Annotated in this window: 21 protein-coding genes; 13 read left to right on the forward strand and 8 right to left on the reverse strand. The window is 73.7% G+C overall.

Going from position 1 to position 22,506, the window contains the following annotated elements; translation table 11 throughout:
* The first annotated feature begins 288 nt into the window (after positions 1-288).
* The 5 genes from AB8A24_RS05090 (at position 289) to AB8A24_RS05110 (ending at position 6,546) form a co-directional block, all read left to right on the forward strand.
* The gene (locus tag AB8A24_RS05090; RefSeq protein WP_328964564.1) at positions 289-1,467 is read left to right on the forward strand and encodes a glycosyltransferase; all 1,179 of its coding nucleotides are present in this window, start codon (positions 289-291) and stop codon (positions 1,465-1,467) included.
* Positions 1,468-1,713: 246 nt separating this feature from the next.
* The gene (locus AB8A24_RS05095) at positions 1,714-2,223 is read left to right on the forward strand and encodes a DUF6643 family protein (protein ID WP_030713698.1); all 510 of its coding nucleotides are present in this window, start codon (positions 1,714-1,716) and stop codon (positions 2,221-2,223) included.
* A gap of 46 nt (positions 2,224-2,269) precedes the next feature.
* Positions 2,270-3,094 (forward strand): MOSC domain-containing protein, encoded by an 825-nt coding sequence (locus tag AB8A24_RS05100; protein WP_266485834.1) that lies wholly within the window; start codon positions 2,270-2,272, stop codon positions 3,092-3,094.
* Positions 3,095-3,301: 207 nt separating this feature from the next.
* Complete coding sequence (locus AB8A24_RS05105) at positions 3,302-3,925, forward strand: hypothetical protein (RefSeq protein WP_369474892.1); 624 nt, start codon at positions 3,302-3,304, stop codon at positions 3,923-3,925.
* Positions 3,926-4,071: 146 nt separating this feature from the next.
* Positions 4,072-6,546: a right-handed parallel beta-helix repeat-containing protein gene (locus AB8A24_RS05110; protein ID WP_369474894.1), complete on the forward strand. Its 2,475-nt coding sequence runs from the start codon at positions 4,072-4,074 to the stop codon at positions 6,544-6,546.
* Here AB8A24_RS05110 and AB8A24_RS05115 read toward each other — a convergent pair.
* On the reverse strand, positions 6,479-8,812 hold the full coding sequence (locus AB8A24_RS05115; protein WP_328966078.1) for a hypothetical protein: 2,334 nt from the start codon (positions 8,810-8,812) through the stop codon (positions 6,479-6,481). The two genes, AB8A24_RS05110 and AB8A24_RS05115, sit on opposite strands and share 68 nt — an antisense overlap.
* Positions 8,813-9,185: 373 nt before the next feature.
* Here AB8A24_RS05115 and AB8A24_RS05120 point away from each other — a divergent pair, with 373 nt between their 5' ends.
* Positions 9,186-9,674: an SRPBCC family protein gene (locus AB8A24_RS05120; protein ID WP_328964561.1), complete on the forward strand. Its 489-nt coding sequence runs from the start codon at positions 9,186-9,188 to the stop codon at positions 9,672-9,674.
* Between the two features lie 116 nt (positions 9,675-9,790).
* On the opposite strand, the gene AB8A24_RS05125 is transcribed toward AB8A24_RS05120, so the two are convergent.
* On the reverse strand, positions 9,791-10,945 hold the full coding sequence (locus AB8A24_RS05125; RefSeq protein ID WP_328964560.1) for a PLP-dependent cysteine synthase family protein: 1,155 nt from the start codon (positions 10,943-10,945) through the stop codon (positions 9,791-9,793).
* Positions 10,946-11,144: 199 nt separating this feature from the next.
* Between AB8A24_RS05125 and AB8A24_RS05130 the strand changes: the two genes are divergently transcribed.
* Complete coding sequence (locus AB8A24_RS05130) at positions 11,145-11,693, forward strand: ATP-binding protein (RefSeq protein ID WP_328964559.1); 549 nt, start codon at positions 11,145-11,147, stop codon at positions 11,691-11,693.
* A gap of 107 nt (positions 11,694-11,800) precedes the next feature.
* Here the strand turns inward: AB8A24_RS05130 and AB8A24_RS05135 are convergent, their stop codons facing one another.
* Together AB8A24_RS05135 and AB8A24_RS05140 are read right to left on the reverse strand one after the other, a co-directional pair.
* Positions 11,801-13,069 (reverse strand): ROK family protein, encoded by a 1,269-nt coding sequence (locus tag AB8A24_RS05135; protein ID WP_328964558.1) that lies wholly within the window; start codon positions 13,067-13,069, stop codon positions 11,801-11,803.
* Positions 13,070-13,112: 43 nt separating this feature from the next.
* Positions 13,113-13,772, reverse strand: a complete 660-nt coding sequence (locus AB8A24_RS05140; RefSeq protein WP_369474897.1) for an alpha-ketoglutarate-dependent dioxygenase AlkB — start codon at positions 13,770-13,772, stop codon at positions 13,113-13,115.
* A 39-nt stretch (positions 13,773-13,811) separates the two neighbouring features.
* Between AB8A24_RS05140 and AB8A24_RS05145 the strand changes: the two genes are divergently transcribed.
* From AB8A24_RS05145 to AB8A24_RS05160, 4 genes are all read left to right on the forward strand, one after another.
* Entirely contained in the window at positions 13,812-14,555 is a 744-nt protein-coding gene (locus AB8A24_RS05145) for a maleylpyruvate isomerase family mycothiol-dependent enzyme (protein WP_328964556.1), read from the forward strand.
* Positions 14,556-14,623: 68 nt separating this feature from the next.
* A complete protein-coding gene (locus tag AB8A24_RS05150; protein WP_328964555.1) occupies positions 14,624-14,875 on the forward strand; it encodes a DUF6332 family protein in 252 nt (83 codons plus the stop codon).
* A gap of 61 nt (positions 14,876-14,936) precedes the next feature.
* Entirely contained in the window at positions 14,937-15,437 is a 501-nt protein-coding gene (locus tag AB8A24_RS05155) for a hypothetical protein (protein ID WP_328964554.1), read from the forward strand.
* A 57-nt stretch (positions 15,438-15,494) separates the two neighbouring features.
* On the forward strand, positions 15,495-16,292 hold the full coding sequence (locus AB8A24_RS05160) for an SDR family oxidoreductase (RefSeq protein WP_369474899.1): 798 nt from the start codon (positions 15,495-15,497) through the stop codon (positions 16,290-16,292).
* Between the two features lie 162 nt (positions 16,293-16,454).
* On the opposite strand, the gene AB8A24_RS05165 is transcribed toward AB8A24_RS05160, so the two are convergent.
* Both AB8A24_RS05165 and AB8A24_RS05170 read right to left on the reverse strand, forming a co-directional pair.
* Positions 16,455-17,399: a spherulation-specific family 4 protein gene (locus AB8A24_RS05165; protein WP_328964552.1), complete on the reverse strand. Its 945-nt coding sequence runs from the start codon at positions 17,397-17,399 to the stop codon at positions 16,455-16,457.
* Between the two features lie 169 nt (positions 17,400-17,568).
* Entirely contained in the window at positions 17,569-18,267 is a 699-nt protein-coding gene (locus tag AB8A24_RS05170; protein ID WP_328964551.1) for a TetR/AcrR family transcriptional regulator, read from the reverse strand.
* Between the two features lie 163 nt (positions 18,268-18,430).
* Here AB8A24_RS05170 and AB8A24_RS05175 point away from each other — a divergent pair, with 163 nt between their 5' ends.
* On the forward strand, positions 18,431-18,889 hold the full coding sequence (locus AB8A24_RS05175; protein ID WP_328964550.1) for a nitroreductase/quinone reductase family protein: 459 nt from the start codon (positions 18,431-18,433) through the stop codon (positions 18,887-18,889).
* A gap of 70 nt (positions 18,890-18,959) precedes the next feature.
* On the opposite strand, the gene AB8A24_RS05180 is transcribed toward AB8A24_RS05175, so the two are convergent.
* Both AB8A24_RS05180 and AB8A24_RS05185 read right to left on the reverse strand, forming a co-directional pair.
* Positions 18,960-19,400 (reverse strand): hypothetical protein, encoded by a 441-nt coding sequence (locus AB8A24_RS05180; protein WP_328964549.1) that lies wholly within the window; start codon positions 19,398-19,400, stop codon positions 18,960-18,962.
* A 56-nt stretch (positions 19,401-19,456) separates the two neighbouring features.
* Positions 19,457-20,656 carry a geranylgeranyl reductase family protein gene (locus AB8A24_RS05185; RefSeq protein WP_323184880.1) on the reverse strand — a complete coding sequence of 400 codons (1,200 nt, stop codon included), beginning with the start codon at positions 20,654-20,656 and terminating at the stop codon, positions 19,457-19,459.
* Positions 20,657-21,013: 357 nt separating this feature from the next.
* On the opposite strand from AB8A24_RS05185, the gene AB8A24_RS05190 reads away from it, so the two are divergent.
* Complete coding sequence (locus AB8A24_RS05190) at positions 21,014-22,378, forward strand: dipeptidase (RefSeq protein WP_328964548.1); 1,365 nt, start codon at positions 21,014-21,016, stop codon at positions 22,376-22,378.
* Positions 22,379-22,506 lie beyond the last annotated feature (128 nt).

Consider the following 22,506-nt stretch of genomic DNA (forward strand, 5'->3'; position numbering starts at 1 on the left):
CCCCGACGAGGCCCTCCCACGGCAACCCCCACGAACGGCCGGACCCCGCCCAGGACACCCCGGGGCCGGCGCGGGAAGGCCCTCGCACCCGAGCCGGGAGACCGCCGCACCCGGGCCGAAACCCCGTCGCACCGGGCCGGAAGGCCACCGCTCCAGGGGTCGCACCCGCCGGCCCGAGCACACCGGGACACCGTCGCGACCGGGTCGGGAGACCACCGTCGGGAAGCCGCCGCACCCGGGGCCGTCGGGATGCGCGACACACCCGCCGGGGCGCGGGACACTGCCGCCATGGGCCTCCTCACCGCCGCCTGCGCGGCCTACGCCTCCCTCGCCGCCTGGCTCTGGCTCACCCTCGCCCAGGGCATGTTCTGGCGGACCGACGTCCGCCTCCCGCCGCGCACGGCCCCCGCCCGCTGGCCGTCCGTCGCGATCGTCGTCCCGGCCCGGGACGAGGCCGAGGTGTTGCCGCGGAGCCTGCCCTCACTGGTCGCCCAGGACTATCCCGGCGAGGCGGAGGTGATCCTCGTCGACGACGGCAGCACCGACGGCACGGGCGAGCTCGCGCGCCGGCTCGCCGGGGAGCACCCCGGGCTCCCGCTCACCGTCGTCTCCCCCGGCGACCCCGCACCCGGCTGGACCGGCAAGCTCTGGGCGCTCCGGCACGGCATTGCCGTCGCCCGCACCGCGCACGCCACCGAGCCCGACTTCCTCCTCCTCACCGACGCCGACATCGCACACGAACCGGACAGTCTGCGCGAATTGGTCGCCGCCGCGACCTCCGCCGACCTCGACCTCGTCTCCCAGATGGCCCGCCTGCGGGTGGTCGGGGTGTGGGAACGGCTCGTCGTACCGGCCTTCGTGTACTTCTTCGCCCAGCTCTACCCCTTCCGCCGGATCAACCGACCCTCCGCCCGGACGGCGGCGGCCGCCGGCGGCTGCGTACTGCTGCGCACCACCTCCGCCGTACGGGCCGGGGTCCCCGATTCCATCCGCCAGGCGGTCATCGACGACGTCTCGCTCGCCCGCGCGGTGCAGCGCTGCGGCGGCCGGATCTGGCTGGGGCTCGCGGAGCGGGTGGACAGCGTGCGCCCGTACCCCGCGCTCGCGGACCTGTGGCGGATGGTCTCGCGCAGCGCCTACGCGCAACTGCGCCACCAGCCCCTGCTGCTGGCCGGGACGGTGGCCGGCCTGGCGCTCGTCTACCTCGTGCCCCCGGCCGCCCTGCTGACGGGTCTCACGACCGGACACCCGGCCGTCGCCTGGGCGGGCGGCCTGGCGTGGCTGCTGATGGCCGGCACCTACCTGCCGATGCTCCGGTACTACCGCCAGCCGGCCGCGCTCGCTCCGCTGCTTCCGTTCACGGCGCTGCTGTACCTCCTGATGACCGTCGACTCGGCCGTGCAGCACTACCGGGGGCGCGGGGCGTCATGGAAGGGCCGTACCTATGCCCGCCCCAGTGACGCCTGAAACCGTGAACTGCCGCACGAAACGGCGTCATCCGAGGTCATCGCGTTGTGACAGTGCGTCAGCACGAAGTCGGTGCAACACCCGACCGGTGAGTACGAGTACGAACAAGGTGGGGCGGAAGTGGCGAATCGTGCACGTGAACGTCAAGTGAAAGGTGAGGCCCTGACCTGCGAATATGCAGGTCAGGGCGGGGTTGACGACACCTCGCTATGAACCCGGTGAAGTCGTGGGCTTAACTTAGGTCCCATGACCTCCCCCCGCTCCACTTATGGCGGCGGTTACTACTCCGCGCCCTCCTTCCCGGACACCCCCATCTACGACTCCCTCGTCGCCGAACGCGGCACCCCGCAGATCGCCCCGATCCGCGTCCCGGCCGCCTACGAGTCCCCGAGTGCCGGATACTCGAGCGGCGGGTACCTGCCGGCTCTCGCTTCCTCGATGCCCGCGCTGCCGCCGGCCCAGCCCCAGCAGCAACAGACCTCGGGGTACGGATACCCGTACCAGCAGCAGTCGGCCCCGCAACCGATGCCGCTGCAGCAGGCCCCGGCCCCGTACATCCCTCAGCAGCAGCCGATGGCGGCCCGCGGCGGATACATGCCGCAGCCCCAGCCGCAGCAGCCCCGCCCGGTCGCCATGGCCACCGGGTACGAGGCGATGCGTCCGGCCGCACCGCGTCCGATGCAGGTGCCCGCACCGGTGCCGGCCGCCTCGTACGAGGACCCGTACGGCCGCCCCTACCAGGGGCGCGGCTACTGACGGGGCGCCGAGACGCGGGTGGCCCAGGGGCCGGCAGGATGCCCCTATGTCGAACTTGCACGTGCAGGCGCTCCATATCCATCCCGTCAAATCGGTAGCGGGGACCGCTCCCGACGAGGTGGCCGTGGAGCCCTGGGGTCTGTCCGGGGACCGACGTTGGGCGCTGATCGATCCCGAGGGCACGGTCATCACCCAACGCCGTCATCCGCGCCTGGCCCTGGCCGCGGCCCGTCCCACGGGTGGCGGCCGGATCGCCGTGACGGCGCCGGGCATGACGGAGCTGTTCGTGGAGGTGCCCGAGCCGGGTCCGCTGGAGCCGGTGATGCTGTTCGGGAAGAAGGTCGAGACCGTGGCCGCGGCGACCACCGCGGCCGACTGGTTCAGCACGTACCTCGGGGAGCCGGTACGGCTGGTGCACATGGATGATCCGGCGGTACGTCGTCCCGTGGATCCGGACTACGCCCTGCCGGGCGAGACGGTGAGCCTGGCCGACGGCTATCCGCTGCTCATCACCACGCTCGCCTCGCTGGACGCGCTCAACTCGCTGATCGCGCAAGGGGACCATCCTGAGGAGGGTCCGCTGCCGATGAACCGTTTCCGCCCCAATGTGGTGGTTTCCGGGGCCGAGGCATGGGCGGAGGACGGGTGGCTCCGCATCGCGATCGGCGACGCCGTCTTCCGCGGCGTGCGCGAGTGCGGCCGATGCGTCGTCACCACCACCGACCAGGAGACGGCGGAGCGGGGCAAGGAACCGCTGAAGACCCTGGCCAAGCACCGTCGGATCGGCCGGTCGCTGGCCTTCGGGCGGATGCTGGTGCCGGTGCGCGTCGGTACGGTGCGCGTCGGCGACGAGGTCCGTGTCCTTCTCTGACGCGTGCGGTGCCCGCCCGCGGCAGCTGGGACAGGAGTGACGGGAGGGGCGGGAGGGTGGTCGCGGACCGGCGACCGGCCGACCGGATTGACACCTTCGAGGGGCTCGGCGCCCGGGCTGGAACCAACTGGCACGACCAGGCCGTTGGAGCAGTCAGGACAGAGGCGCAGACAGGCGGAGACTGGCACAGGTTGGGGGAGCCGGACCGTGCGGACAGCAATGGGTGTGTGGCGTTGGCGGCGCAATCCGCTGCGCCGGCCGACCGATCTTTTCGAGGCGTGGGTGGCGTTCGCCGCGCTGGTGTGTGTCCTGGTGGTGGCTCCGGCCATCGGCTGGGTCGCGGGCCTGCAGGTGGACGGTACCCTTCAGCAGGCCGCGCACGAGCAGCGGCAGGAGCGTCATCTCGTCCCGGCGGTGGTGCTGCGGCCCGCCCCGGAGTCGGCGACGACCGCGGACGCGAGCGCGAGCGCCGACACGTCGACGCAGCGGACGGCTCCGCACCGGACGCAGATCGTGGCCTCGTGGACCGCGCCGGACGGCAGCAGCCACGAGGGCACGGTGCCGGCCGCGGAGGAACCGCCGCGTCCCGGCGAGCGGTTCCGGATCTGGACCGACGCCCGCGGCAGGCTGGTGGGGCAACCGCTGGACCCGTCCGCGGCCGTGTTCCACGCGGGGATGGCGGGGCTGGCCGCCGCGATCTGCGTGGCCACTCTGGTGGAGACGGTCCGGCGGCTGGTCGTACGGCGGCTCACGCATCGGCGGTACATACGTCTGGACCGGGCCTGGGCGGCGGCAGGGCCGGACTGGGGCCGAGCGGGCGCCGGCAGCTGACCTGGCAGCTCATCGGCTCCGCGCGCGCTACGGTGGAGCGGCCGGACGGGTCGCTCCAGTGACTCCGGTGGCTGCGGTGACTTCAGACTTCAGTGGCATCGGTCGTATCGGCAGCGCGAGTACGAGGGTGGGGGCACGACAGCACCATGGTTCAGGGCACGGTCCAGGTGACGCACGGCGGAACTTCGCGGTGGCGTCGCCGCTCCGGTGAGTATCCGACGCTGACCGCCGCGCTCGCCGTCGCGGGAGACGGGGACGTGCTGACCATCGCCCCCGGCACCTACCGCGAGAACCTGGTCCTGGACCATGCCGTCACCTTGCGCGGACCCGAGGGCGGTGCGGGGTCGGTGCGGATCGCCCCGGTCGACGGGGTCGCGCTGACCGTGCGCGCCTCGGCCGTCGTCCAGGACCTGTACCTGGAGGGCCAGGACCGCGCGGCGCCCGCGCTGCTGGTGGAGGACGGCTGCCCCGAGCTCACCGATCTGCGGGTGAGCACCCACTCCGCCGCCGGCATCGAGGTACGCGGCTCCGGAGCCCGGCCGCTGGTGCGGCGGTGCACGGTGGAGAATCCGGCCGGTGTCGGCATCGCCGTGCTGGACGGCGGCGGCGGGGTGTTCGAGGAGTGCGAGGTCGTGGCCGCCGGGCAGAACGGCGTCTCGGTGCGCGGCGGCGGCCGGCCCCGGCTGGAGCGCTGCCGCATCCACCACGCCACGGGCGCGGGCATCGGGATCACCGGCGAGGGCTCGGGGCTGGAGGCCCTGGGCTGCGAGGTGTACGAGGTCAAGGGCGCCGGGGTGCAGATCGCCGCACGCGCCACGGCCCGGCTCACGGACTGCTCGGTGCACCGCACCTCGGCCGACGGGGTCACGCTCGACACCGACGCGGTACTCACCCTGACCGGCTGCGACATCCACGACATTCCGGAGAACGCGGTCGATCTGCGGTCCCGTTCGGTCCTCACCCTCAGCCGCACCACCGTGCGCCGGTTCGGCCGCAACGGCCTGTCCGTGTGGGACCCGGGCACCCGGGTGGACGCCGAGTCCTGCGAGATCCACGACAGCACGGGGGACTATCCCGCGGTGTGGATCAGTGACGGGGCCACGGTCTCCCTCGACTCCTGCCGGGTGCACGACGTACCGGACGCGCTGTTCGTGCTCGACCGCGGATCGCGCGTCGACGTCGTCGACAGCGATCTGTCCCAGGTGCGCAACACCGCCGTCTCCGTGAGCGACGGGGCCACCGCCCAGCTCGACGACTGCCGGATCCGGGAGGCGGCGACCGGGGCCTGGTTCCGCGACCACGGCAGCGGCGGCACGCTCGCCGGCTGCACCATCGACGCCGTGCAGACCGGCGTGATCGTCACCAAGGGCGCCGACCCCACCCTGGAACGGTGCACGGTCATCTCCCCCGCCGAGGCCGGCTTCTACGTGTCGGCGGGTGGCCGGGGCACCTTCACGGCCTGCCGGGTGACCGGCAGCTCCGGCTTCGGCTTCCACGTCATGGACGGCTGCCGCACCACGCTGACGCGCTGCCACACCGAGCGCTGCGCCCGCGGGGGCTACGAGTTCGCGGAGGACGGGCCGACCGTAGCGGAGTGCACCGGCGACGAGTCCGGCGCGCGTCTCGCGGACCGGTCCACCCCGGGTGGCGCGGCCACCGAGGCGCGGGCGGGCATCCGTACGGCCACCGGGACGCAGGGCCCGGTGGCGCGGCCGGCGCCTACGCCCCCGCCCTCCGTGCCGCGGCCCGCGGACGGGGCGCAGGACGGTCCGGCCGCCGCCGCGCCGGGTTCCGTCGAGATGCTGGGCCGGCTCGACGCGCTGGTGGGCCTGGACAGCGTCAAACGCGAGGTGCGGGCGCTCACCGACATGATCGAGGTGGGCCGGCGGCGGCAGCAGGCGGGTCTGAAGGCCGCCTCGGTGCGCCGGCACCTGGTCTTCACCGGCTCCCCCGGCACGGGCAAGACCACGGTCGCCCGGCTGTACGGGGAGATCCTGGCCTCGCTCGGGGTGCTGGAGCGCGGGCACCTGGTCGAGGTGTCCCGGGTGGACCTGGTCGGCGAGCACATCGGCTCCACGGCGATCCGTACGCAGGAGGCGTTCGAGCGGGCGCGCGGCGGGGTGCTGTTCATCGACGAGGCGTACGCGCTGGCGCCGGAGGACTCGGGCCGGGACTTCGGGCGCGAGGCGATCGACACGCTGGTGAAGCTGATGGAGGACCACCGCGACGCGGTCGTCGTGATCGTCGCCGGGTACACGGCGGAGATGGAACGCTTCCTGACGGTGAATCCGGGAGTGGCCTCGCGGTTCTCCCGGACCATCACCTTCGGCGACTACGGGCCCGAGGAGCTGCTGCGGATCGTGGAGCAGCAGGCGGAGGAGCACGAGTACCGGCTCGGGGAGGGTACGTCGCAGGCGTTGCTGACGTACTTCGCGGAGCTGCCCAAGGGACCGGCCTTCGGCAACGGCCGCACGGCCCGCCAGACCTTCGAGTCGATGGTCGAGCGGCACGCGGGCCGGGTGGCCCAGCTCGCGGAGCCCAGTACGGACGAGCTCACCCTGCTGTTCCCGGCGGATCTGCCGGCGCTGCCGGCCCTGCCGGCCCTGCCCACTCCTTGCTGACCGGAAGCCGCTGACTTGGTAGGTCGGCCCGTGCGGCGGCGTCCAACCGGGCGAGCAGGGCGTCGCGTTCGGCGGCGAAGGCCGGATCGGCCTGGTAGTCGCCGTGGCCCAGGATCGGGGCGGGCAGCGGATGACGGGCGCTGCGCCCGTAGGCGAGCGGGTCGGCGAGCGGCCCGCGGTCCACGTCCTGCCCGGCGCCGGGCAGGGCCGGGCCGCCGATGGGGTCGGTGGCCCGCCAGAGGTTGCGCCAGCAGTCGACCTCGCGGTGCAGGGCGGTGAGCGGCCCGGGGCCGAAATAGGCGGGGAACCAGCGGCCGTAGAGACGGGCGAGCGGGGATCCGTAGGTGAGCAGGGCGACCCGGCGGCGGGCGGGCGGCGGTAGCTGCCAGACGGCCGCCGCGGCGAGCACGCTGCCCTGGGAGTGGCCGGAGATGACGAGGCGGCCACCGGTGCGGCCGGTCCAGCCGGCCATCCGCCAGGTGAGGTCGGGGACGGCCCGTTCGGCGTAGCAGGGCGGTGCGAAGGGGTGGGCGGCGCGCGGCCAGAAGGTGCCGACGTCCCACAGGATCCCTATGGTCCGGCGGGCGGCGGGGTCCCGGTAGGCGCGGCGGCCCCAGGCGACGAAAGCGGCGATGCCCAGGCCGATGAGCCAGGACCCGGCGTCCTGGGCGGCGCGGGCGGCGGCCTCCAGCATGGGCAGGGTCCCGCGGGCCGCCTCCCCCGGGACCTTCCCGCTGAACCAGGCCCCGGCCAGCGCGCCCGCACCGAGCACCAGGGTGATCCCGGAGACGGCCGCCACGAACCAGGGCGCGGAGTCGGTGAGCGCGGCCGCGGTCCGCGCCCCGGCGATCCGGCGGCTGCGGTCCAGGTCCGGCGTCTCCCTCGGATACTCGGCGGCCACGGCGGCGGCGAGCCGACCCCGCGCCCGGGCCCCGCGCACCGCGAACCAGGCCGCGAGCAGGGCCAGTACGAGGAGCAGCGGGGGCAGCACGGCGGCCTGCCAGGACAGCAGCACGGGCGGCCCGGGCAGTGCGGCGCCGCGCATTCCGGGCGTGGCTCCCCCGTCCAGCCAGTCGGCGACGCGCTGGGAGACCCCGCCGGACATCACCCCGCCGAGCGCGCAGCCGAGCATGGCGACGGCGGGCCCGCCCAGGCCGCGCAGGGCGGCCGCCGGGTCGGGGGCCGCACGGTGCAGGTACCGGGCGACGGCGGCCAGGGCGAGCACGCAGAGCCCCTGACCCAGCATCAGCACGCCGAACGTCAGGTCCCCGGGGAGCCGTCCGGTGGCGGTCCAGTCGGGGCGCGACCAGCAGGCGTGCACGAGGACGGCGGCGAGCAGGGCGAGCGCGGCGCCGGGCAGCAGGGTGACGGCGGCCCGGTCGAGCCGGTGGTCGGGCCGGGCCTCGGTGCGGCCGCGCCGGCAGACGACCGAGGCCACGGCGACGACCCCGGCGGCGAGCAGGACCTGGGTGAGCGTGCCGAGGGCCGCGAGGAGGGGGGCACCGGCCCGGCGGTCGTGACGGGCGGTCGGTACGGAGACGGCCACCGCCACGGTGAGCAGCCCGGCGGCGGTGTGCGCGGCGCGCAGCCGGGCCACGAGCCGGCGCCCGTACCAGAACCCGGGGCGCCCGAGGGCGGGCACGGGATCCGAGGCGGTGTCCGGGTCGGCGGCGCCGGCCGGCGGGGGCTGGGACTCGTAGGCGCTCCAGGTGCGGTTCGACAGGTACCAGAGCAGCCCGGTCAACGCGGCGGGGACCAGGGCCCCGAGGGCGAGGCGGCGCCCGGGCTGGGCCCACCAGCCGCCGCCGGGCGCGAGGAAGCCCAGCCAGGAGCGGAACCGGGAGCCGGCGCAGGTCCCGGAGCCCGCGCACTGCCAGGCGAGGAGGTCGAGCGCGACCTCGCAGGCGGCGGCGATCAGCAGCACGGTCAGGCTGAGGGCGAGGATCCGTACGAGGACCCCGTACGTGCGCACGGCGCGCGGTGCGGGGTCGGCGGCGGGCGTGGCCGGCCGGGCCCAGTGGGCGAGGTTGGCCACCATGAAGGGCAGGAGCAGCAGCCACAGGGCGCGGGCGCCGTTGCCGGAGGTGAGCCGGGACCAGCAGTAGGCCTCGGGGACGGGTCGCCCGGCGTACCGCTCGGGGTGGGCCTCGGCGTCGGCGTCCTCGGTGCGGCGGAAGACGGCGGCGGTGGAGTCGCCGGTGACCCGGACGGTGCGCGGGTCGCCGAGCAGCTCGCCGGGGGCGGCGCCGGCGACTCCGTGGACCAGGAGTTCGAGGGCGAGGGGGGTGGCGGGCGGGGCAACGGGCGAGGTGCCGGGCGGGTTGCCGGGCGGGGTGCCGGGCCGGCGGTCCGGCCGGGGGTCCGGTGGGGAGGTGTCGGGCTGGGGGCGGTCGGGCACAGCGGCCTCCGCTCGCGGGGCGGGATCGGCGCGACTCCAGCATCCCGCGCGCGGGGGCCGCTGCCCAGGTCCCACGCGGGGATCGACACGGATCGGACGGGGTCGGACGAGATCGGGCGAGGTCGGACGCCGTTGGACCGAATCGTTCAGGATCGGGCGAGATCGCTACGGACTTCTCGCGGGTGCGGGGCTATGGTGGCGCGCACGCCTGTTCAGCACCTCACCCCAGGGGGTACCGCCCATGGCTCGCCGACTCCGCCCGGTGGGGCTCGACTTCATCGAGGACGCTCCGGTACGGCTGGTCTTCGCCACCGACACCGTGGCACCGCCCGAGGCCGTGTACCAGGCGCTCGCCGAGGAAGTGGCGGGCTGGGCCGACTGGTTCGGGGCGGTGACGCTGGCCCGCCCCACGCACGGGGGCGCGGGCCGCGAGGTCAGGCTGAGGGGTGGGGTGCGCTTCCAGGAGACCATCATGGCCGCCGATCCCGAGCGGCGTTACGCCTACCGGGTCGACACCACCAACGCCCCCGGGGTGCGGGCCCTGTTGGAGGAGTGGCGGTTGACCCCGTCCGGTACCGGCACGCACGTCCGCTGGACCTTCGCGGCGGACGGACCGACCCCGTTCCGCCTGGGCCTGGCCGCCGCCCGCCCGGGCCTGGGCCACTCCTTCCGCACGGCGGTCCGAGCCCTCGACCGGCGGCTCACCGCCCGGCGCGGGGCGGGTCGGTAGCCGGGGCCACCATCGCCCCCGACACGCGGTGGACCTCGGCGAGTTCTCCGTAGCCGCCCGCCCTCCGGACGGCTCCGCGGAACTCCTGCGGGGTCATCGCCGGCCCCGTGGGACCGTCAGGCGGCCGGCTCGCTCCAGACCCCGGTCGTCAGCAGCGTGTCGATGGTCTTCGCGTACGGAGCGATGTCGAGCCGCTGCGCGGCCAGCCACTCGTCGGAGTAGTACTTGTCCAGGTAGCGGTCGCCCGGGTCGCACAGCAGGGTGACGACGCTGCCCGTGCGGCCCTCCGCCACCATCTCCGAGATGATTTTCAGGGCGCTCCACAGGCCGGTGCCGGTCGAGCCGCCCGCCTTGCGCCCTATGGCCGTCTCCAGCGCCCGGCAGGCGGCGACGCTCGCCGCGTCCGGGACCTTCATCATCCGGTCGATGGCCCCCGGCACGAAGCTCGGCTCCATCCGCGGTCGGCCTATGCCCTCGATGCGGGAGCCGCAATCGCTGCTCGCGTCCGGGTCGTCGTTCGTCCAGCCGTCGAAGAAGCAGGAGTTCTCCGGGTCCGGCACGCAGATGCGGGTGTCGTGCTGCATGTAGTGCACGTAGCGCGCGATGGTCGCCGAGGTGCCGCCGGTGCCGGCGGTCGCCACGATCCAGGCCGGCTCGGGGTACCGCTCCAGGCGCAGCTGCTGGTACATCGATTCGGCGATGTTGTTGTTGCCGCGCCAGTCCGTGGCGCGCTCCGCGTACGTGAACTGGTCCATGTAGTGCCCGCCGGTCCGGGCGGCGAGTTCGGCGGACTCCTCGTACATCTTCATCGAGTCGTCCACGAAGTGGCACTCACCGCCGTGGAATTCGATGAGGCGGCACTTCTCCGGGCTGGTCGTGCGCGGCATGACGGCGATGAAGGGGACGCCGATCAGCTTGGCGAAGTACGCCTCGGAGACGGCGGTGGAGCCGGACGAGGCCTCGATGACCGGGCGGCCGGGGCGGATCCAGCCGTTGCAGAGCGCGTACAGGAACAGCGAGCGCGCGAGGCGGTGCTTGAGGGAGCCCGTCGGGTGCGTGGACTCGTCCTTGAGGTAGAGGTCGATGCCCCACGCCTCGGGGAGCGGGAAGCGCAGCAGGTGGGTGTCGGCGGAGCGGTTGGCATCGGCCTGGACCTTGCGGACGGCCTCCTTCAGCCAGGCCCGGTAGTCCGCGTCGCTGCGATCGACATCGATGGTCGTGGCAGTCGTACCGGTGGTACCGGTGGTTCTGGTAGTGCCGGTGGTGCTCATATGCCGCGCTCCTTCGTGGGTGAACTTCGCCCCCCTTCTTCGCAATGTACCTCTCCCACCTGCACAAACGTTCGCTTTGGGGATCCATGCACATCCCTTTCGATCGCGTTCGGTTGCACTGCGCGGCACCGTGGGTGACCCTGGTGGAGCATTACCGAGGGTGCAGCACCCGTAACACTCATGTCGGGGAGTCGCAGCCGTGATCAGTCATTCCCGCAGGCACTGCGTCGTCGAACTGCAGGCCTTGCCGTCGCGGATCGGCCAAATCCGCAGAATCGTTTCTGCACAACTGCGCCACTGGGAGCTGGATCCGCTCATAGACCGGGCTGCGCTCGGTGTGACGGAACTGCTCAGCAACGTCCACCGCCACGCGCAGCCGGACAAGACCTGCACCGTCGAGATCGAACTCCGGCTCGGGCGGCTCACGGTCTCGGTCATCGACAGCGATCCACGGCTGCCGGTCGTCCACGAGACGCGGGCGGAGGCGCTGGAGACCTGTGGGCGCGGGCTCGCCCTGGTGGCGGCGCTCAGCGAGGCCTGGGGGGCGCGCGAGCGGGCCGACGGCCCCGGGAAGGCGGTCTGGTTCTCGCTCACGGCGGCCCCGGCCCCGGCGGCACCGGTGCGGCCGGTCCAGATCAGGGCCACGCCCGTACGGGAACCCGCGCGCTCGGTGCTCCTGGCCGTCGATCCGGGGGCCGTCGCGACAGGCCTGCCGGTGGCCTCGCCGGTCGGCGCCCGCCCCGGGTGACCGACCGCCGGCCGCCACACCAGGCCGGGCCCGGTCCGGCACGGTCCCGCACGGTCCGGCACGGTCCGATCGGGTCCGATCCGGCCCGGTGGTCCGGGGTGGACGGCCTAGGCCAGGGCTCCCAGCGGGTCGTCGAGCACCGGCTGCCACGCCAGCTCCGCCGCGCCGACCAGGCTGTTGTGGTCCAGGGTGCACGGCAGGATCGGCACCCCGCCGCTGCGGCCCCACAGGCTGCGGTCCGCGACCACCGCGCGCAGCCGCTCCGGGTCGGCGTGCAGCAGCTCCCGGTGCAGCCCGCCCAGGATGATCCGGTCCGGATTGAGGATGTTCACCAGGCCCGCGAGGCCGAGGCCGAGCCGGTCGATCAGCTCCTCCGTGGCCGCCCGTACCGCCGGTTCCGCGGGCTCCTCGCGCAGCAGGTCGCGGGCCTGCTGGAGCAGCGACACCTCGGGGCCGGGGCTGCGGCCCGCCGCGGTGAGGAAGGCCAGCGGATCCGCCTCCACGTCCAGGCAGCCGCGGCTGCCGCAGTGGCAGGCCCGCCCCTCGGGGTTCACGGTGAGGTGGCCGACCTCCAGGGCCAGGCCCGAACTCCCGCTGTGCAGGCGGCCGTCCAGCACCAGCGCCCCGCCGACCCCGCGGTGCCCGGTGGCCACGCACAGCAGGTGCTGGGCGCTGCGCCCCGCGCCGTGCCGGTGCTCGGCCAGGGCCGCGAGGTTGACGTCGTTGCCTGTCAGGGCCGGGCCGTCGATCCCGGCCGCCTTCACGCACTCCGCGAAGATGGCCCGTACCGGGGAGCCGGCCGGCCAGGCCAGGTGCAGCGGGTTGAGCGCCGTACCGTCCGGTTCCGCGACGGCCGAGGGGACCGCGAGTCCCGCGCCGACGCAGCGGCGGCCGCTCTGCGCGAGCAGCTCCGCGCCCGCCTCCACGACCGCGCCGAGCACCTGCGCCGGATCGGCCGAGACGGTGACCTTGCCGGGGGCGGTGGCCACGATGCGGCCGCCGAGGCCGACCAGGGCGGCGCGGAAGCCGTCCGAGTGCACCTGGGCGGCCAGCGCCACCGGGCCGTCCTCGGCCACCGAGAGCCGGTGCGAGGGGCGGCCCTGGGCTCCGCCGGTCCCGCCGGCGCCGCCCGGGCGGGAATCGACCCGGATCAGCCCGAGGGCCTCCAGCTCGGCGGCGACCGCGCCGGCGGTGGCGCGGGTGACCCCGAGCTCGGCCGTCAGCACGGCGCGGGTCGGGGCACGGCCGGTGTGGACGAGCTCCAGCGCCGGCCCGAGCGCGCCGCGACCCCGTTCCAGCCTGGTCCGCGCCGCCGTACCGGACGCGGACGGCGTGGTCACATCCCCCACCCGCGGCGGGGCCCCGTTGCCGTTCATGGCATCGATCCTCGCATGATCGGGGGGCGCCGGGTGCCGCCGCTCAGCCCAGCCCGCCGACCCGGAGTGTGATGTTCAGCCGCCCGGTCAGTCCGAGCTCCCGCGGGCCCGTCCCCGGCAGGACCTTCGGTACCCCGTGATAGGCCGGTCGGCTCGCCTCCCCGAAGACGAAGAGGTCCCCGCTGCGCAGCTCGACGTCCTGGTACGGGCGCCCGCGCGAGGCGGTGTTCCCGAAGCGGAAGACGCAGGTGTCGCCGAGGCTGAGCGAGACCACGGGCGCGGTGGACCGCTCCTCGGCGTCGCGGTGCATGCCCATGCGGGAGTCGCCGGCGTAGAAGTTGATCAGCGCGATGTCGTAGGCCGCCGCGGGCCCCGGCCCGGGCGGGGACCCGTACGCGGCGGTCACCGCCTCCCGCCCCAGTTCGGCGAGCCACGGCGGCATCGGCTTGACCGGTGCCCCGTCCCCGTCGACGGCGGTGCGCGCGTATCCGTACGGGTACCAGTGCAGGCCGAGGCACACCTGGCGGGCGGTCATCACCCCGCCGCCCGGGGTGCGTACGCTGCGCAGACCGGCGGGCGGCCGGGCCCACGCGCGGCAGGCCGCCAACAACTCGCCCTGCCGCCCCGCCCCGAGCCAATCCGGCACGTGCACCGCGCCGGGGGCGATCACGGTCCGCTCGCGCGGGAAGAGTTCCCCGTTCATGCTCTCCATTGTCGCGGGCGGGCTGATAGGACTCACGGTATGGAGATCACCGAACATGTGAGGACCCTCGCACGCGAAGGCGAACTGCTCGCCGAGGTGGCCGAGCGCGCCGGTACGGACGCCGCGGTCCCCACCTCTCCGGGGTGGCGTGTCACCGACCTGCTGCGGCACACCGGCTCGGTGCACCGCTGGGCCACCGCGTACGTCGCGGAGCGGCGACTGGAGCCGGTGGGCTTCCCGGACGCGCCGGAGCTGGTCGGCGCCGAGCTGCTGGCCTGGTTCCGGGAGGGCCACGCGGACCTGGTGCGGACGCTGAGCGAGGCGCCGGCCGATGTGCAGTGCTGGACCTTCCTGCCGACGGCGCCGCCCTCGCCGGTGGCGTTCTGGGCCCGGCGGCAGGCGCACGAGACCGCCGTGCACCGGATGGACGCGGAGGCCGCGCTCGGTGTGCTGTTCTCGGCGGTGGAGCCGGAGTTCGCGGAGGACGGGGTGGACGAGCTGCTGACCGGCTTCCACGCCCGACCGCGCAGCCGGGTGCGGACGCCCGAGCCCAAGGTGGTGCGGGTACGGGCCGCCGACACGGGCGCGGTGTGGACCGTACACCTGTCGGTGGAGCCGGCCCGGACGGTACGGGGCGACACGGGCGAGGCGGCCGACTGCGAACTGATCGGCGAGGCGGCCTGGCTGTACGAGGCGCTGTGGAACCGGATCCCGCTGGCGGGTCCGGCGGTGAGCGGCGACCTGACACTGGCCCGGCTGTGGACGGACACGGCCGGTATCTGACCGTCGGACGACCGGGCGCGGCGCGGAGGGGGCTTGTGACGGGCAGTGCGCGCTGTGACACTCCACGCATGGAGCGACGTACGCAGGCGGACCGGGACGCGATCACCATCGAGATCGGCTACGCCGTCGTCAGCGCGTGCTTCGCGGCCGCCCTCGCCTTCGGCGCGGTGTACGGGCCCGCGCTCGCGTTCTCCCTGTCCCCGTCGACACGCCGGATCCTGGCCGTGGCAGGGGTGATCCTGGCGGCGGTGGTGTTCCTGCTCCGCGTCACCCACGTGCTGCTGGGATTCGCCCGCCGCCCGGAGAACGACGGGGACTGACCATGGGCACCGCGAGGTGGCCTCGGTAGGGTCGGGCCCTCGACGATCACGGGGGTATGCCATGCGGTTCGGTTCGACGGCGGTGGGTGCGGGACTTCTCGCGGTGGCACTGGCCGGGTTCACGGTCTCCTGCGACGTGGGGCCGGCCGCGCCGCCCGTCGTGTCCTCGCCCCCGGACGGAGGCGCGCCGGGCCCGTCGGATCCGAGCCCGTCGGCGCCCTCGCCGACCGGTGAGCCGATACCCGCCGCCGGCCGGCCCGACAAGGTCCGGGACGCCTTCGCGGGACTCCAGGCGACGCTCGACGATTCGTGTGTTCCGGGCAACTGCGCGTACGTGCTCGGTCGGCTCGACGACGAACTCCACCGCATGGACCGTGCGATGAAGGCCGACCCGAAGGGCTCCGGCCACTTCCCCGAGCCGATCGCCCTGATCGCGAAGCTCGACGGGGAACTCGGCGGCAACCGGAGCACGGTGAACCTGGAGAAGCACAAGGCGTCGCTGATCGAAACCCGTGACCGGATCAACACCTGGATGCAGGGCCACCCCGACGACTACCGCTGACGCGGCACCCGCGAAATTCGGGTGCCATGTCCGGGGCGGCCCGCCAGGATGACGGACATGACCGGTGAGACGCGCGCGGGGAGTCGGCAGGGCACGGGCGAGGCGGGGCGCCCGCTCGCCCTGGTCACGGGGGCGGGACGGTCGGCGGGGATCGCGTCGTCCGTGGTGCTCGATCTCGCTCGGGCCGGGTGGGACGTGGCCTTCACCTACTGGACTCCGTACGACGCGCGGATGAGCTGGGGCGCGGAGTCGGGTGCGCCCCAGGAGCTGCGGGCCGAGGTGACGTCCTTGGGGGCGAGAGCGCACGCGGTCGAGGCGGACCTGAGCGACCCGGCCGTGCCGGCCCAGCTCTTCGACGGCGTCGAGCGCGAGCTGGGGAACGTCACCGCGCTGGTGCTCTGTCATTGCGAATCGGTCGACTCGGGCCTGCTGGACACCACCGTGGAGAGCTTCGACCTGCACTTCGCGGTCAACGCGCGGGCCACCTGGCTACTGATCAGGGAGTACGGGCTGCGGTTCCGCGGGCGGCCCGGCAGCGGCCGGATCGTCAGCCTCACCAGCAACCACACCGCGGGCAACCTGCCCTACGGGGCGAGCAAGGGCGCGCTGGACAGGATCACGCTGGCCGCCGCCCATGAGCTCGCCCACCTGGGGGTGACCTGCAACGCGATCGACCCCGGACCGACCGACACCGGGTGGATGACCGAGGAGCAGAAGGCGGACACGGCCCGCGCCACTCCCCTGGGCCGCGTCGGTACGCCGCAGGACTGCGCGAACCTCGTCACGTTCCTCTGCTCCACCGAGGGCGGCTGGATCAACGCCCAGCTCCTGCGGAGCGACGGCGGCCTGGGCTAGGCCGTCTCTTTCGGATCTTGCCGGGTCCGCGCCGCCCGACCTGACCGACAAGATCCGAAAGAGACGACCTGGCCCAACTCAGGTCCGGCGACCCGCACGCGCGACGGCCCGGCCGCGCCTGGCCACATGACCGGGCTTTGTCGCCGACGCCTCCACCCGTCCTCAGCCGAGGGTGGCCGCGTACGTGGTCTGGGTGCGGTATTTCCATGTCGGGCCCGCGTTCCAGGGGTTGGGCATGACCGTGCCGGTCGCGTACGCGTAGCCCGCGCCCCGTTCGAAGGCCGTGCGGAGGGTGGCGCGCATCGCCTCGGGGTCGGGGACGTCGTGGACCAGGTGCCAGAACGCCGTGCCGCTCGGGTCGAGTTCGGCGCCGGAGCGGTAGCCGGAGGGGTGGTCGAAGACGTTGCCGCCGAGCCAGCCGGCGCCGGTGTACGCGGCGTACGTGTCCTCGAACGTGACGAAGATGTCCGCGGTGCGGTGGCCCGGTTCCAGGTAGCAGTCGGCTATGGCGGTGCCGGGGTTGTTGACGACGAGGTCGGGGACGGTCGGGTCGATGGCGTCCATCCGCTCCTGGACGTAGCGGCGCAGCTCGGCGTAGTAGTCGCGGGTGGCGTTGGCGGGGCCGCAGTCGCGGCTGACGACGTCGAAGAAGATGCCGTCGACGTGGAGGCGGCCGTCGGGGGGCTTGAGGTAGTTGTCGACGGAGGCCTTGGCCGCGGCGATGTCGCGGTTGCCGTGGTCGGTGTGGACGTAGCCGAGCACCCGGGTCTTGTCGCCGGTGGAGGTGGTACGGGCGCGCAGCGCGTCGGCGCGGGAGCGCCAGGGGCCGTCGAACGGGGAGTCTCCGTTGCCCGGGTTCAGTACGACCACCGAGGGGGCCGGCGCGGTGGTGGTGAGGTCGGTCAGCATGGGGTCGTTCGCCCAGACGTAGGCGGGGACGCCGATCTCCAGGCCCCGCACGCCGGGCGTCCGGGGCGTCGGGGGCAGGTCGGGCGCCGGCGCGGCCGACGGGGGCGCGTCACGTGCCGCGGCGATGATGGCAGGCGCCGACGCCGCCAATAAGGCGGTGACCAGGGCGGCGTACAAGGCCTTCACGGCGCGAGGCATGAACGTTTCCTCCGGCGGCGGCAGGGGGGCGACCCGAGGAACACTAGACGGGCGGCCCATCGTTCAAGGCTGAACCGCCCGCATTCGTGTGAGGAACAGAAGAGCGAGCCATCCCCTCATCATGTGAATATCCCGGATCTACACAGCAGTCCGGGTCACCGCCCTCCCGTCATACGGCCGACAGTCCGACCCCGTGCGCCAACTGGTCGGCGGCGTGCGCGAAAAAGCCGGCGCGGTCCTCGACGACCCGGTTGAACTGGCCGAACAGCTCGCAGGACACCAGCCCGATCAACTGGGCCCAGGCGGCGACGAGCGCGGCGGTCACCGCCGGGGGCAGCCCCTCGGCGAAGTCGGCGGTCATGCGGTCGGCCTCGGGGCGCAGGGTGGGCGGCAGCGGCGGGAGGGCGAGGCCGGGACCCTCGTACGCGGCGCGGAGGATGCCGATGAAGGTGTTGCCGACGCGGGAGGCCGGGCCGACGGTGTCGACAGGGGCGCTGTAGCCGGGGACCGGGGAACCATAGATGAGGGCGTACTCGTGCGGGTGCTCCAGTGCCCAGGAGCGGACGGCCCCGCAGACCGCGATCCAGCGGGCGCGGGGCGGCGCCCCGGCGGCGCGAGTGTGGGCGTCGGCGGTCTCGGCGGCCGCGCCGACGCTGTCGTACGCGTCGATGATGAGAGCGGTGAGCAGTTCGTCCCGGCTGGGGAAGTACCGGTAGAGGGCGGAGGAGACCATGCCCAGCTCGCGGGCCACGGCGCGCAGGGAGAGTTTGGCGGCTCCCTCGGCCGCGAGCATGCGGCGTGCCTCGTCCTTGATGGCGGCGGTGACCTCGATGCGGGCCCGTTCCCTGGCCCCTCGCACGGTGTTCATGCCGGTCAGTCTGCCACGCGAACGGAGCACCGCCCAGGAAACGGATTGCCGCTCTGTTTTGAGAGCACTGCTCTTGCTTTGGTGCATCGATCCGTGCACACTGCTCTCAAGCGAGAGCAGTGCTCTCTCAATGTAGGAAGCTGAAGCGGCCCCGGAGGTCACGATGAACGCGCCCACCCCGTACTACGTCCAGGCCACCCCGTTCGCGACCCGCTTCAACTCGCTCTTCGGCAAGCTGGCGCGCTTCGGCATCAGCCTGGCGGGCACCGCCGAGTTGTCGGTGCGCGGCCGCAAGTCCGGCGAGATGCAGCGGATCCCGGTCAACCCGCACACCTACGAGGGCGCCCAGTACCTGGTCTCGGCCCGCGGCCACTCCCAGTGGGTCCGCAACATGCGCGTGGCGGGCGGCGGCGAACTGCGCGTCGGGCGCAAGGTGCGCGCGTTCACCGTCACCGAGATCACCGACCCGGTGCAGAAGGCCGACATCCTGCGCGCCTACCTGGAGAAGTGGGGCTGGGAGGTCAACCGGTTCTTCCAGGGGGTCACCGCCAAGTCCTCCGACGCCGAACTCCGGGCGGCCGCCGGCGACCACCCGGTCTTCCGCATCACGGTGTCCGGCTGACCGGGCCACGGCGACCGTCCGGACGGCTGTGACCGGTCCGGACGGCGACCGCTCCGTCCGGACCGGTCACTCAGCCGAACGGTCGGCGCAGCCGGTCCACCAGCCGCTCCCGCACGTGGTGCCGCCACAGCCACAGCGGCAGCTCCCGGTGCGGGACGAACGACCACAGGTCGTCGTCGGCCTCGTTGCCGCGGGGGCAGCGACGCAGCAGTTCCAGACAGCGCCGGTCCACGGTGCGGTGGAGCCGCGCCACGTGCGCCAGGGCGATGACCCCCTGCCGGCGGACCTCCCGGTCCGCCGACTCCAGCGCCCTCGCGACCATGGGGAGCACGGCCGCAGGGTCGGCGTGGTTGAGGGCGAGCCCGATCACCGCCACCCCGACCTGCGGCTCGCCGCGCTCGAAGGCGGCGAGGACGACATCCGGCCGGTCCACGCCGATGAGGTTGGAGCCGCCCTGCCAATCCGGACCACCCGCACCGTCGGCCGTACCTGTGCCCGTACCCGTACCCACGGCCGGGCCCGCACCGTCTGCCCGGACCTCGCCGTCGATTCCGCCGACCACAGCGCCTAGCCCTGGCCGCCGCCGCTGCGGGCCGCCTGTCGGGCGTCCATCATGTGCAGCGCCTTGCGGGCCAGCGGGTACGTACGCACCAGCTCGGCCAGCGTCGTCGAGCCCCGTGTGATCCGGGCGAACGCCCGCCACGCCGGACCGAAGCCGGTGATCGCCGCGTGCAGCAGCCGCGGCTTGGCCTCGAAGAGGTTCAGCATCCGCGTGCCGACCCCCATCTCCACGCCCAGCCCGGCCTTCACCGCGAAGGCGTAGTTGAGGGCCTGGCGGCGCGCGTCCACGGCGTCCTGCGCCTCGGAGATCTTCACCGCCCACTCCCCCGCCAGCCGCCCGGAACGCAGCGCGAAGGAGATCCCCTCCCGGGTCCACGGCTCCAGCAGTCCGGCCGCGTCGCCCGCCACCAGCACCCGGCCGCGCGAGAGCGGTGAATCGGGCTTGCGGCAGCGGGTCAGGTGGCCGGAGGAGACGGCCGGTTCGAAGCCGGCGAGTCCGAGCCGGGCGATGAAGTCGTCCAGGTAGCGCTTGGTCGCGGCGCCCTCGCCCTTGGCCGAGATGACCCCGACGGTCAGGGTGTCGCCCTTGGGGAAGACCCAGCCGTAACTGCCGGGCAGCGGGCCCCAGTCGATCAGCACCCGCCCCTTCCAGTCCTCCGCGACCGTCTCGGGGACGGGGATCTCCGCCTCCAGTCCCAGGTCCACCTGGTCCATCTCCACGCCGACGTGCGCGCCGATCCGGCTCGCGCTGCCGTCCGCGCCGACCACCGCGCGGGCCAGCACGGTCTCCCCGTCGGCGAGCACCACGGCGACGGTGCGCCGGTCGGGGACGGCCGCCCCGTGCTGTTCGACGCGGGCCACGGCCGTACCCGTACGGATGGTGGCGCCGGCCTTCTCGGCCTCGGCGACCAGGCCGGCGTCGAACTCCGGGCGGTTGATGAGCCCGAACAGCATGTGCTTCGAGCGTCGGGTGCGGGTCAGCTTCCCGTCCATCGAGAAGGTGACCGCGTGGATGCGGTCCTTGAGGGGCAGCACGAAACCCGGGGGCAGGGCGTCGCGGGAGGGGCCGATGATGCCGCCGCCACAGGTCTTGTACCGGGGCAGCTCGGCCTTCTCCAGCAGCAGGACGCGCCGCCCTGCCGTCGCCGCCGCGTACGCGGCCGAGGACCCGGCAGGTCCCGCCCCGACCACGACCACGTCCCACACCTCGCCGGGCTCCCCGGCCGCCTCGTCGCCCGCCCCCTGGGCGTCCTGCCCCGTGCCCACGCCTGCGCCTGCGCCTGCGTCCACGCCTGCGTCAGCGCTCGCCTCCGCACTCGCGTCCATGCCTGCGCCTGCGCCCGCCCCTGCGTCTGCGTCGCGTACGTCGTCGTCGCTGCTCACGATGTGTTGCCGCTCCTGATCACCCGGTTGCTCCGATGCCGGGGAAATCCTACGGCGAGACACCGCCCGGTCCCGCTGTGCGAGGATCAAGACTGTCTTTCGCCCACCCGGCATACGCACACCCCGCGCATGCGGGCGGCGTACACACAGAACAACGTCGCACCCAAAAGGAGCGTGCCCATGTCCCAGAATCCGATCGCCGAGACCATCGCCTCGCTGATGCCCCGCGCCAAGCGGGAGCTGACCGAGCTGGTGGCCTTCCAGTCGGTGGCGGACTGGGCGCAGTTCCCCAAGAGCGAGAGCGAGGCCGCCGCGAACTGGGTGGCCGACGCCCTGCGCGTCGAGGGCTTCCAGGACGTGGCGCTGCTCGACACCCCCGACGGCACCCAGTCGGTCTACGGCTTCCTGCCCGGCCCGGAGGGCGCGCCGACCGTGCTGCTCTACGCGCACTACGACGTCCAGCCGCCACTCGACGACGCGGCCTGGACCTCCCCCGCCTTCGAACTGACCGAACGCGACGGCCGCTGGTACGGGCGCGGCGCGGCCGACTGCAAGGGCGGGTTCATCATGCACCTGCTGGCGCTGCGCGCGCTGAAGGCCAACGGCGGTGTGCCCGTGAACGTGAAGGTGATCGTCGAGGGCTCGGAGGAGCAGGGCACCGGCGGCCTCCAGCAGTACGCGGAGGCGCACCCGGAGCTGCTGACCGCCGACACCATCGTCATCGGCGACGCGGGCAACTTCCGGCTCGGTCTGCCGACGGTGACGGCCACCCTGCGCGGCATGTGCCTGGTCAAGGTGAAGATCGACACGCTGGGCGGCAACCTGCACTCGGGCATGTTCGGCGGCGCCGCCCCCGACGCGCTGGCCGCGCTGATCCGCGTACTCGACTCGCTGCGCGCGGCGGACGGTTCGACGACCGTGGACGGGCTGGCCTCGGACGAGGTGTGGGACGGCCTGCAGTACCCGGAGGCGGACTTCCGCGCCGACGCGAAGGTCCTGGACGGTGTCGAGCTCATCGGCGAGGGCACGATCGCGGACCGGCTGTGGGCCCGCCCGGCCGTCACGGTGCTCGGCATCGACTGCCCGCCGGTCATCGGCGCGACGCCCTCGGTGCACGCGAGCGCCGGCGCGCTGATCAGCCTGCGGGTGCCGCCGGGCGTGGACACCGCGGCGGCCGTCAAGCTGCTGCAGGCCCACCTGGAGGCGCGCACCCCGTGGAAGGCGCGCCTCGAACTGGAGGTCGTCGGTCAGGGCCAGCCGTTCCAGGCGGACACCGACAGCCCGGCGTACACGTCCATGCGCAGGGCCCTGGAGGCCGCCTACCCCGGCCAGGAGATGCAGATCAGCGGCATGGGCGGGTCGATTCCGCTGTGCAACACGCTGACGTCCCTGTACCCGGAGGCGGAGATGCTGCTGATCGGGCTGAGCGAGCCGGAGGCGCAGATCCACGCGGTCAACGAGAGCGTGTCGCCGCAGGAGCTGGAGCGCCTGTCGGTGGCGGAGGCCCTCTTCCTCGTCGACTACGCGGAGTCCAAGCGCGCCTGAGACCCGCCCGCCGGAGCCCGTACCGGCCGACGGAACGTGAACCTGATACGTGTACGGGTACGGGTACGGGTACGGGTACGGGTACGGGTACGGGTACGGGTACGGGTACGGGTACGGGTACGGGTACG

Source organism: Streptomyces sp. BF23-19 (assembly GCF_041106355.1).
GTDB lineage: Bacteria > Actinomycetota > Actinomycetes > Streptomycetales > Streptomycetaceae > Streptomyces > Streptomyces virginiae_A.